The organism is Pseudomonas sp. NFPP12 (assembly GCF_900103205.1).
GTDB lineage: Bacteria > Pseudomonadota > Gammaproteobacteria > Pseudomonadales > Pseudomonadaceae > Aquipseudomonas > Aquipseudomonas protegens.
In genome coordinates this window covers 564,565-574,773 of record NZ_FMWW01000006.1, presented here as the reverse complement: position 1 = coordinate 574,773, position 10,209 = coordinate 564,565, and the positions used below count along the sequence as shown (strand labels likewise).

Here is a 10,209-nt window from a genome sequence, read left to right as displayed (position 1 = left end):
GGGGATCAGGCCTTGCGCCAGACGCTGGCCAGCCACGGTTGCTGTTCCCGAGGCAGGCCGGCGGGGCGGTAGTAGTGTTCCAGCTCGACGAACCCGGCATCCGTCAGCAACGCCTGCCAGGCCGCCAGGTCGTGGTAGGCACCATAGCGCGGGCCGTTCCAGCCTTCCTGGTTGTCACCCCGGGGATTGGAGCTGAACAGTACGCCGCCGTCCTTGAGGCTGGCATGCAGTTGCTTGAGCACCCGCGGCAGTTCCTGGCGGGGAATGTGGAACAGCACCGCGTTGGCGAAGATCCCGTCGAAGCGTTCAGCCGGCAGGTCGAGCTTGAGGAAGTCCTGCTGCCACACCTCGCAGCCGCTGTCTTCCCGGGCCATCTGGGCAAAGCGCTCGCAGCCGTCGAGGCCGACGGCGACATGGCCCAGGCGGGTAAAGGCCTGCAGGTCGCGGCCGGGGCCGCAGCCAAAATCCAGCACGGTGAATGGCGCCGGGCCCTGAATGTGCCGCAGCAGCGCGTCGATGTTCTGGCTCACATCGTGGTCGCGGGTGCCTTCGCGAAAACCTTCGGCCACCTGCTGGTAGTGGCCGAGGGTGGTGGCGGTGATGCTGTCGAGATCGTCGGGGGCGAGTTTCATGGCGGGCTGCGTGGCTAGAGAGGAGGCGGCCAATATACCGCCAATGACGGCCTGGCGGCCTTTTCGCGAGCGAGCTCGCTCCTACGGGATGATCACGGTCCTTGGTAGGAGCGAGCTTGCTCGCGAAGGCGTCCGAACCTACACCACAGCCCTCAACGCTTGTTCAGCACCCGCGCCAGGCGGTCGCCACCCAGCTGGATCGCCGCTACCAGGATCACCAGCAGCACGATCACCGTGAGCATGATCTGGCTGTCGAACCGCTGATAACCGTAGCGGTAGGCAATGTCCCCCAGGCCGCCCGCGCCAATCGCCCCGGCCATGGCCGAGGAGTTGATCATGGTCACCAGGGTGATGGTGAAGCCGCCGACGATGCCCGGCAGCGCCTCGGGCAGCAGCACGTGCCAGACGATATGCCAGCGCCGGCAACCCATGGCCTGGGCGGCCTCGATCAGGCCGTGGTCGACCTCTCGCAAGCTGACTTCGGCGATCCGCGCAAAGAACGGCGTGGCGGCGATGGTCAGCGGCACCACGGCGGCCCACACGCCGTAGGTGGTGCCGACGATCATCCGGGTAAAGGGGATCAGCGCCACCATCAGGATCAGGAACGGGATCGAGCGGAACAGGTTCACAAAGGCCCCCAGCGCCCGGTTCAGGTTCGGCGCCTCGTAGATCCCGCCCTTGCCGCTGGTGACCAGGATCACCGCCAGGGGAATCCCCGCCAGGAGGGCAATCAGCGAGGACACGCCGACCATCAGCAGGGTGTCGAGAATGCCCTGCAACAAGCGATCAAACCACATAGCCCAGTACCTCCACCTGTTGTGCCCATTGCCCGGCGCGCTGGCGCAGTTGCGCCGCCCCCAGGGACGAGCCCTGGACCGCCAGCAGCAATTGCCCCAGGGCGTGGCCCTGGATGCGTTCCACTCCGCCTTGCAGCAGGCGTACGCGGCCGCCCAGGGCGCCGAACAGCGCCGCCAGGTCCGGTTCCTCATGGCTGCTGCCGGTGAAGCGCAGGCTCAGCACCAGCGCCGCATCGGAAGACGTCGGATGGCTTTGCAGGCGGTTCTGCAGTTCTTCCGGCAGGCCGTGCTGCAGGGGCGCCAGCAGGGTCTTGCTGACCTCGTGCTGCGGGTTGCCGAAGACTTCCCAGACCGGCCCCTGCTCGACGATGCGCCCGTGCTCCAGTACTACCACCCGGTCGCAGATATCGCGGATCACCGCCATCTCGTGGGTGATCAGGATGATGGTCAGGCCCAGGCGCTGGTTGATCTCTTTCAGCAGGCCGAGGATCGACTGGGTGGTTTCCGGGTCCAGGGCCGAAGTGGCCTCGTCGCACAGCAGGATCTCGGGATCGTGGACCAGGGCCCGGGCGATCCCCACCCGCTGCTTCTGGCCGCCGGACAACTGCGCGGGGTAGGCCCGGTGCTTGTCCTTGAGGCCCACCAGCTCCAGCAGCTCGCGCACCTTGCGCTGGCGCTCGGCCTTGGGTACCCCGGCCACCTTCAGCGGCAGCTCGACGTTGTGCCATACGGTCTTGGCCGACATCAGGTTGAAGTGCTGGAAGATCATGCCGATGCGCCGGCGCAGGGCCACCAGGCGGTCTTCGTCGAAGTCGCCGATGTCCACCTGGTCGATCAGCACCCGGCCGCTGCTGGGCTGCTCCAGGCGGTTGATGGTGCGGATCAGCGATGACTTGCCGGCGCCGCTGCGGCCGATGATGCCGAACACCTCGCCGCGCTGGATCGACAGGTCGATATCGTGCAAGGCCTGCACCGGACCCTGCTGGCCCTGGTAGGTCTTGCCCAGGCCGATAAAGCGCACCTGGGCGCGATTCAGTTCGGGGTGCAGCTCGGTCTGCCCGGCGCGCCGGGGCGCCGCTTCCGGCAGCTTGCGCTGTAGCGTCGCGACACTCATCTCAACCTTCCCAACCGGCTTGGTAGAGCTTGCCGTGGGCTTTGTCCAGAGCGTCGCGAACGGCAGGCGAGTGCTGGTAGATGTCGACGAACTTGATCAGCCGCGGGTCGTTCTTGCTCTTGGGCTGGATCACGAACTGGATCACGTATTCCTTGTGGTCCAGGCCGTCGAACAGCAGCGCCGAGCCGGCATCGAAGGTCTTGGCCAGGCGGATGTAGGCCGGGTAGCCCTGGACCAGGTCAGCGTCGTCATAGGCGCGCACCAGCTGCACGGCTTCGACCTGGAGGATCTTGATCTTCTTCGGGTTGCTGACGATGTCTTCTTCGGTGGCCTTGTAGCCCACGCCCGGCTTGAGGGTGATCAGCCCGGCCTTGGCCAGCAGTTGCAGGCCGCGCCCGCTGTTGATCGGGTCGTTGGCGATGGCCACGCTGGCGCCTTGTGGCAGTTCGTCGAAGCTTTTGTATTTCTTCGAGTACAGGCCGACGTTGTTGATGATGCCCGGGGCGAAGGGCACCAGGTCGAAACCGGCGGCGGCCTTGGCGTTTTCCAGGAACGGGATGTGCTGGAAGTAGTTCACGTCGATATCGCCGGCGGCCAGGCTGACGTTGGGCGCGATCCAGTCGGTGAACTCCACCAGCTCGACTTTCAGGCCCTGCTTGCCGGCCTCTTCCACGGCGGCCTCCAGGGGAATGGCGAAGGCAGCGGTGGTGCCGACCTTGAGCGGCGCGTCGGCGGCGAAGACGGCGCTGCTGAACAGGCCGAGGGCGAGGGCCAGGGCTTTGAGCGGGTGGCGCAGGCGTTTGGTTTTCATAGGGGTCAGGGTCCGAGTCGGGGCCAGGGAATGGGGTGTGGTTGCGGGCCTCTTCGCTGGCTAGCCAGCGCCTACAGTGAGGTGTGCAGGAGCCGGCTTGCCGGCGAAGCATTTAGCGGCGGTAGGCCGCGCCGGTGTGTTGTTCGGGCAGCTTGCGGCCCTGGCGGAAGAGCTTTTCCCGCAGGGTGCCGTCGTCGTAGGCGGTCTTGTAGGAGCCGCGGCGCTGCAGTTCGGGGATGACCAGGTCGATGAAGTCGACGTAGCTTTCCGGGGTGACGATGCGGGTCAGGTTGAAGCCGTCCAGGCCGGTTTCGGCGATCCAGGATTCCAGGTCGTCGGCCACCTGCTGCGGCGAGCCGACCACGGTGAAGTAGCGGCCGCCCAGAGCGTGCTGGTCCAGCAGCTTGCGTCGGGTCCAGTCGTTGTTCTGCAGGTTCTTGGTGGCCGACTGGATGGCATTGCTCTTCACGTACTGGATCGGCTCGTCGATCTCGTACTGGGAAAAATCGATCCCGGTGGACGCGGAAAAATGCGCCACCCCGGCTTCGGCGCTGGCATGGCTGCGGTATTCGGCGTGCTTCTTCCAGGCCAGTTCCTCGGTCTCGCCGACGATCACGTTGAGGCCCATGAACACCTTGATGTCCTCGGGATTGCGCCCGGCAGCCACGGCGCTGGCGCGGACCTTGTCCACCTGGGCCTTGGTCGCGGCCTTGTTCTGCCCGCTGATGAACACGCACTCGGCGTGGCGCCCGGCGAACAGCAGGCCGCGGTCCGAGCTGCCGGCCTGGAACAGCACCGGGGTGCGTTGCGGCGACGGTTCGCACAGGTGGTAACCACTGACCTGGTAGAACTCGCCCTGGTGCTCGATCTTGTGCACTTTTTCCGGCTGGGCATAGATGCGTTGCTCGCGGTCATTGAGGACCGCGTCGTCTTCCCAGCTGCCTTCCCAGAGTTTGTACAGCACCTCCAGGTACTCGTCGGCCTGGTCGTAGCGGCGGTCGTGCTCGATCTGCTCCTGGAGCCCCATGGCCTGGGCGGCGCTGTCCAGGTAGCCGGTGACGATGTTCCAGCCGACCCGGCCACGGCTCAGGTGGTCAAGGGTGGAAAGGCGCCGGGCGAACAGGTAGGGCGCCTCGTAGGTGAGGTTGGCGGTCAGACCGAAACCGAGGTTCTTGGTGACAGCGGCCATGGCCGAGACCAGCAGCAGCGGGTCGTTGACCGGCAGTTGGATCGACTCCTTGAGGGGTACGTCCACCGAGTTCTGGTAGACGTCGTAGACCCCGACGATGTCGGCGATGAACAGCCCGTCGAACAGCCCGCGCTCCAGCAACTGAGCCAGTTCGGTCCAGTATTCGAGGGTCTTGTACTGGGTCGAATTGTCCCGCGGGTGGGTCCACAGGCCATGGTTGATGTGCCCGACGCAGTTCATGTTGAAGGCGTTGAGCAGGATCTTTTTCTTGGCGGTTTCAGGCGCGGCCATCAAATGGTCCCCCGCAGCGGCGGGTTCTGCTGATTCAGGTAGTAGTTGCCCACCGCGTGGTACTTCCAGCGCACCGGGTCGTGCAGGGTGTGCACCCGGGCGTTGCGCCAGTGGCGGTCCAGGCCATGTTCGGCCAGGGTTGCCTGGCTGCCTGCCAGTTCGAACAGGGTGCTGCCGGCGGCCAGGGAGATTTCCGTGCTCAGGGCGCGGACCTCGGCCACGGCGATGGACGCGGCGGCCACGGTGTCGGCGTTGGTCTCGGCCTGGGCCCGGTCGAGGAATTCCCCGGCGCGCTCCAGCAGGGCCTCGGTGGCGTGCAGGCGGATGCTCAGGTGGCCGAAGCTCTTGATGGTCAGCGGGTCGTCGGTGGCCTTGTCGTTGCCGGAGTCGATCCACGGCCGGGTCTTGGTGCGCACAAAGCGCAGGGCGTCCTCGTAGGCGGCGCGGGCGATGCCGGTGTCGATGGCGGCGTGGAGGATCTGCGCCAGCGGCCCGACTGGGGTCGGGCGCTCGAAGGCGCTCTGGAACGGCACCACGTCGGCCTCGTCCACCCACACGTTGTCGAATTGCACCGAGCCGCTGCCGGTGGTGCGCTGGCCGAAGCCGCTCCAGTCGTCGATCACGTCCAGGCCCTGGGCGTCGGCGGGGACGAAGGCCAGTTGCTGCACGCCGTGTTCATCCACCACCGAGGTGGGGATGCGCTGGGCGTAGAGGGCGCCGGTGGCGTAGAACTTGCGCCCGTCGATGCGGTAGCCCGGGCCGTTGCTGTCGCGGCTCAGGCGGGTGGTGCGGTCGTGGGCGGTCTTGGTGCCCAGCTCGGCCAGGGCGTTGCCGAAACGCCGGCCGGTCAGGACTTCGGCATACAGCCGCTGCTTCTGCGGCTCGCTGCCATTCACCCGCAGCACTTCCAGGGCGTAGAAATGGTTCTGCGGGATCTGCCCCAGGGAGGCGTCGGCCTCGGCGATCAGGGCGATGACCTTGGCCAGGGTGACGTTGGAAACCCCGGCGCCGCCGTATTCCTTGGGCACGCTGATGCCCCACAGGCCGGAGCGGGAAAAGGCTTCCAGCTCGGGGTGCGGCAGGCGCCGCTCGCGGTCGCGCAGGGCGCTGTCGCGCTTGAAATCTTCCGCCAGGTCGCTGGCGACAATCAGGGCTTGCTCATCGCTGGTGATGACCGCGACGTGTTGGGAAAGAGACATGTGTTTCTCCAGAGATCTGGTCAAAAGCGTTCTGGGCGGTTAAATCCAGGAGTGCCGGGCAGGCAAGGTGCCGTTCAGGTGATAGGTGCCCACGGCGTGGTACTTCCAGCGCACCGGGTCGTGCAGGGTGTGCACCCGGGCGTTGCGCCAGTGACGGTCGAGGTTGAATTCGGCGAGGGTGGCGCGGCTGCCAGCCAGCTCGAAGAGCTTTTCACTGGCCAGCAGCGAGATCTCGGTGGTCAGTACCTTGGCTTCGGCCACGGCGATGGAGGCGCGGGCCGCGGACTCGGCAGTGATCGGCGCCGCGCTGACCTGGTCCAGCACCTGCCCGGCCTTGCGCAGCAGGGCTTCGGCGGCGTGCAGTTCGATTTGCAGCTTGCCGATGTCGGCGATCACATACAGGTCATCGCTGGCCCGCTCGACGTTGGCATCGATCCACGGGCGTGCTCGTTCACGAACGAAACGGATGGCGTCGGCCACGGCTTCCCGGGCGATGCCGGCGTCAATGGCGGCCTGGATCAGCTGGGATACCGCGCCCTGGATATTCGGTGTTTCATTGATCCGCCAGTTGTCCAGCACCAGCTCGGCGTCCACCCGCACATCGTTGAGCAGGATGGTGCCGCTGGCGGTGGTGCGCTGGCCGAAGCCCGACCAGTCGTCGACGATGCGCAGCCCCGGGGTGCCACGACGGACGAAGGCCAGCACCTGGCGGCCTTCCTCGTTGAGTGCCTTGACCGCCACCCAGTGGGCGAACAGGGCGCCGGTGGAGTAGAACTTCTGGCCATTGATCACGTGGCCGTCGGCGTCGGCGGTGATCCGTGCCTTGAGTTCCAGGGTGTTCTTGGTGCCGCGTTCCGGGCCGGCATTGCCGATGCGCCAGCCTTCCAGGACGCTCTGCAGCAGCTGTTTCTTCTGCCGCTCGGTGCCGCAGCCGAGAATCAGACCGAGGATGCCGAACTGGTTCTGCGGGATCTGCCCCAGGGCCGGGTCGGCCGCGGAAATGATGGCGAAGACTTCGGCCAGGGTGACGAAGGAAACCTGTGGCCCGCCGTAGGCCCGGGGCAGGGAAATACTGCCCAGGCCGCTGCGGGTGAATTGTTCGATCTGCGCCCAGGGCAGCTTGCGCTGGCGGTCGCGCTGGGCGGCCTGCTGGCGGGCCGCGTCGGCCAGTTCATGGGCAGCCTGAAGGGCTTCGGCGTCGTTGCGCAGAACCCGAGCGGGCAGCAAAAGGGGAGCGATATCCAGGTCACTCTGGACCTGGGCTTCGATCAGACTGGACATCAGTGCCACTCCTTGGCTGCACGCAATGCCCTGGCGATCTGCACTGGGGTGATTGTGTTCCGGACCATACCTACCTCACATCTTTTGGATAGGCCGCGTCATGCGGCGAAATCAGAATCAAGAATGTCCGGTGGTCCGGTGCATATACCCTATGCGCGTATAAAAATTAAATAAACTAACTTTTAGGAATATGAATAGAAGGGTTGAATCGAAGCCCGCAGGCGTTATGGATCAAGGCCTTAGCGTGCTTCCACGGCTGTGGTTTTAGCGACGAACGTCCCCCAAAACCACCCCGTATCTACACGTATCTGCTGTAGGAGCTGGCTTGCCAGCGAAGGCGTCCGCGAGGGTGGTGCAAGGCTTGAGGGCCCTTTCGCCGGCAAGCCGGCTCCTACGGGGTAGGGGGGCGTGATCTGCTGTAGGAGCTGGCTCGCCAGCGAAGGCGTCCGCGAGGGCGATGCAAGGCTCGAGGGCCTCTTCGCCGGCAAGCCGGCTCCTACGGGGGGAGGGGGCGTGATCTGCTGTAGGAGCTGGCTTGCCAGCGAAGGCGTCCTCCAGGGCGGTGCAAGGCTCAAGGGCCTCTTCGCCGGCAAGCCGGCTCCTACAAGGGGGCGTGGCTTGCGCCGAGGAACTTGCTGAGAAACTGTCGGGTGCGTTCGTGCTGGGGGTTGGCGAACAGCGCCTTGGCTTCGCCCTGTTCGACGATCACCCCCTTGTCGAAGAAGATCACCCGGTTGGCCACGTCCCGGGCAAAGCCCATCTCGTGGGTGACGATGACCATGGTGCGTTTCTCTTCGGCCAGGCTGCGGATGGTGGCCAGTACTTCGCCCACCAGCTCCGGGTCCAGGGCCGAGGTGGGTTCGTCGAACAGGATCACCCGCGGTTCCATGGCCAGGGCCCGGGCGATCGCTACCCGCTGTTGCTGGCCGCCGGACAGGCGCCTGGGGTAGGCATCTTCCTTGCCTGCCAGCCCGACCTTGGCCAGCAGCGCGCGACCCAGGGCGACGGCTTGCTCCCGCGGGGTCTTCTTCACCACCAGCGGGCCTTCGATGACGTTCTCCAGGGCGGTGCGGTGGGGGAACAGGTTGAAGTTCTGGAACACGAAGCCCACTTGCTGGCGCAACTGGCGGATCCGGCCCTGCTGATGGCTCAGGGGGATGCTGCTGTCGATGCTGATGTCACCGATGCGGATGCGGCCGCTGGTGGGTTCTTCGAGAAAATTCAGGCAGCGCAGGAAGGTGGTCTTGCCCGAGCCGCTGGGGCCGATGATGGCGACCACTTCGCCTTCCTTGACCTCCAGGTCGATGCCATTGAGCACCGTCTGGCCCTTGAACTGCTTGGTCAGTTTTTCCACCACGATCATGGCTTCAGGACTCCTGGTCGTGCCGATTGACCCGCTCTTCAAGCCGGTTCTGCAGGTGCGCGAGCACGCTGGCGAGAATCCAGTAGATCAGGGCGGCGGCAAGATACATGGTGAAGATTTCGAAGGTGCGGGCGGTGATCAGCTGCGCCTGGCGGAACAGTTCAGGCACCTGGATGGTGGCGGCCAGGGCCGTGTCCTTGACCAGGGAAATGAAGCTGTTGCCCAGCGGCGGCAGGGCCGTGCGCATGGCTTGGGGCAGGATCGCCCGGCGCAGGGTCTGCGCGCGGGTCATGCCGATGCTGGCGGCGGCTTCCCATTGGCCACGTTCGATGGAGCCGATGGCAGCCCTGAGGATTTCACAGGCATAGGCCGCCATGTTCAGGGAGAAACCGATCAGTGCCGCGGGCAGCGGGTCCAGTTCCAGCCCCAGTTGCGGCAGGCCGTAATAGATCACGAAGAGCTGCACCAAGAGCGGCGTGCCGCGAAAGAACGACACGTAGATGCGGGCGATCCAGCTCACCAGGGCCAGGCGCGACAGGCGCATCAAGGCCAGGCCAAAGCCCAGCAGCAGCCCGAAGAACATGCCGCCGAGGCTGAGGATGACCGTGTAGTACGCGCCTTTGAGAAGAAATGGCGCTGATTCCAGCGCCAGTTGCAGGCCTGCTTCCATTATTGGGTGACGTCAGCGTTGAAGTATTTTTCCGAGAGTTTTTTCAACGTGCCGTCCGCCCGCAGTTCCTCGATGGCCTTGTTCACCGCCGCCAGCAGCTCAGGTTCGCCCTTGCGCAGGGCCACGCCGGCTTCCTGGCGGGAGAAGGGTTCGCCGGATACCACCAGGGTGTCCTTGGTTTTCTTGATCAGCTCGAAGGCCGCCAGGCGGTCCACCAGGATGGCTTCGATACGGCCTACGCGCAGGTCCTGGTACTTGGTCGGATCGTCGTCGTAGGTCTTGATGATGGCGGTGGGCACGTTGTCCTTGAGCCACTGCTCGTAGTTGGTGCCCAGGCCCACGCCGACCTTGTGCCCACCCAGGTCGGCGGCGGTCTTGAACTTGCCTTCGTCCTTCTTCTGGGTCAGGGCCTGGATGCCGGAGACGGTATAGGGGATGGAGAAATCGTACTTTTTCTTGCGCTCTTCAGAGATGGTCACCTGGTTCACCACGGCGTCCAGGCGCTTGGACTCCAGGGCGGCGAGAATGCCGTCCCACTTGGTCGGCTGCAGCTTGACCTTGACCCCGAGCTTGTTCGCCAGGGCTTCGGAGAATTCCACCTCGAAGCCGGTCAGCTTGCCGTTTTCGTCCACATAGCTGAACGGTGGGTAGGTGCCTTCCAGGCCGACGTTGATGACTCCGGCATCCTTGATTTTCTGCAGTTGCTCGCCGGCAACCGCTTGCCCCATCAGTCCGGCACCCAAGGCCAGGCCCAGTGTGCCAATCAGCAGATTGCGACGCAGTACGGAAAAATTCATGACAAGCCCCTGTGTGTTTTCTTATGCACGATGCGGGTGGAGTTGCAGGTCAATCGATGAGGCGC

Annotated in this window: 10 protein-coding genes; all 10 read right to left on the bottom strand. The window is 65.1% G+C overall.

The genetic code is table 11. From position 1 onward, the window contains the following. Positions 1–5: 5 nt before the first annotated feature. On the bottom strand, positions 6–632 hold the full coding sequence (locus BLS75_RS27410; RefSeq protein WP_072452155.1) for a class I SAM-dependent methyltransferase: 627 nt from the start codon (positions 630–632) through the stop codon (positions 6–8). 152 nt (positions 633–784) lie between these two features. After that, complete coding sequence (locus tag BLS75_RS27405; protein ID WP_015633738.1) at positions 785–1,429, bottom strand: methionine ABC transporter permease; 645 nt, start codon at positions 1,427–1,429, stop codon at positions 785–787. Then, complete coding sequence (locus BLS75_RS27400) at positions 1,419–2,543, bottom strand: methionine ABC transporter ATP-binding protein (protein WP_072452154.1); 1,125 nt, start codon at positions 2,541–2,543, stop codon at positions 1,419–1,421. Before BLS75_RS27400 ends, BLS75_RS27405 begins: the two co-directional genes overlap by 11 nt. 1 nt (position 2,544) lies before the next feature. Beyond that, positions 2,545–3,354, bottom strand: coding sequence for a MetQ/NlpA family ABC transporter substrate-binding protein (locus BLS75_RS27395; RefSeq protein ID WP_072452153.1), 810 nt, complete (start codon positions 3,352–3,354; stop codon positions 2,545–2,547). Positions 3,355–3,466: 112 nt separating this feature from the next. Then, entirely contained in the window at positions 3,467–4,834 is a 1,368-nt protein-coding gene (locus BLS75_RS27390) for an LLM class flavin-dependent oxidoreductase (RefSeq protein ID WP_072452152.1), read from the bottom strand. Next, positions 4,834–6,033 (bottom strand): SfnB family sulfur acquisition oxidoreductase, encoded by a 1,200-nt coding sequence (locus BLS75_RS27385; protein WP_072452151.1) that lies wholly within the window; start codon positions 6,031–6,033, stop codon positions 4,834–4,836. The genes BLS75_RS27390 and BLS75_RS27385 overlap by 1 nt, the downstream gene beginning before the upstream one ends. Before the next feature lie 39 nt (positions 6,034–6,072). Beyond that, complete coding sequence (locus tag BLS75_RS27380) at positions 6,073–7,314, bottom strand: SfnB family sulfur acquisition oxidoreductase (protein ID WP_072452150.1); 1,242 nt, start codon at positions 7,312–7,314, stop codon at positions 6,073–6,075. A 601-nt stretch (positions 7,315–7,915) separates the two neighbouring features. Beyond that, the gene (gene tcyN / locus BLS75_RS27375; RefSeq protein ID WP_011058626.1) at positions 7,916–8,677 is read right to left on the bottom strand and encodes an L-cystine ABC transporter ATP-binding protein TcyN; all 762 of its coding nucleotides are present in this window, start codon (positions 8,675–8,677) and stop codon (positions 7,916–7,918) included. Between the two features lie 4 nt (positions 8,678–8,681). Beyond that, the gene (tcyL, locus tag BLS75_RS27370; RefSeq protein ID WP_015633746.1) at positions 8,682–9,347 is read right to left on the bottom strand and encodes a cystine ABC transporter permease; all 666 of its coding nucleotides are present in this window, start codon (positions 9,345–9,347) and stop codon (positions 8,682–8,684) included. Further along, positions 9,347–10,144, bottom strand: coding sequence for a cystine ABC transporter substrate-binding protein (gene tcyJ / locus BLS75_RS27365; protein ID WP_011058628.1), 798 nt, complete (start codon positions 10,142–10,144; stop codon positions 9,347–9,349). The genes tcyL and tcyJ overlap by 1 nt, the downstream gene beginning before the upstream one ends. Positions 10,145–10,209 lie beyond the last annotated feature (65 nt).

Coding starts and splice junctions, on each gene's coding strand:
- BLS75_RS27410 (WP_072452155.1), bottom strand. CDS start 632: ATGAAACTCGCCCCCGACGATCTCGACAGCATCACCGCCACCACCCTC.
- BLS75_RS27405 (WP_015633738.1), bottom strand. CDS start 1,429: ATGTGGTTTGATCGCTTGTTGCAGGGCATTCTCGACACCCTGCTGATG.
- BLS75_RS27400 (WP_072452154.1), bottom strand. CDS start 2,543: ATGAGTGTCGCGACGCTACAGCGCAAGCTGCCGGAAGCGGCGCCCCGG.
- BLS75_RS27395 (WP_072452153.1), bottom strand. CDS start 3,354: ATGAAAACCAAACGCCTGCGCCACCCGCTCAAAGCCCTGGCCCTCGCC.
- BLS75_RS27390 (WP_072452152.1), bottom strand. CDS start 4,834: ATGGCCGCGCCTGAAACCGCCAAGAAAAAGATCCTGCTCAACGCCTTC.
- BLS75_RS27385 (WP_072452151.1), bottom strand. CDS start 6,033: ATGTCTCTTTCCCAACACGTCGCGGTCATCACCAGCGATGAGCAAGCC.
- BLS75_RS27380 (WP_072452150.1), bottom strand. CDS start 7,314: ATGTCCAGTCTGATCGAAGCCCAGGTCCAGAGTGACCTGGATATCGCT.
- tcyN (WP_011058626.1), bottom strand. CDS start 8,677: ATGATCGTGGTGGAAAAACTGACCAAGCAGTTCAAGGGCCAGACGGTG.
- tcyL (WP_015633746.1), bottom strand. CDS start 9,347: ATGGAAGCAGGCCTGCAACTGGCGCTGGAATCAGCGCCATTTCTTCTC.
- tcyJ (WP_011058628.1), bottom strand. CDS start 10,144: ATGAATTTTTCCGTACTGCGTCGCAATCTGCTGATTGGCACACTGGGC.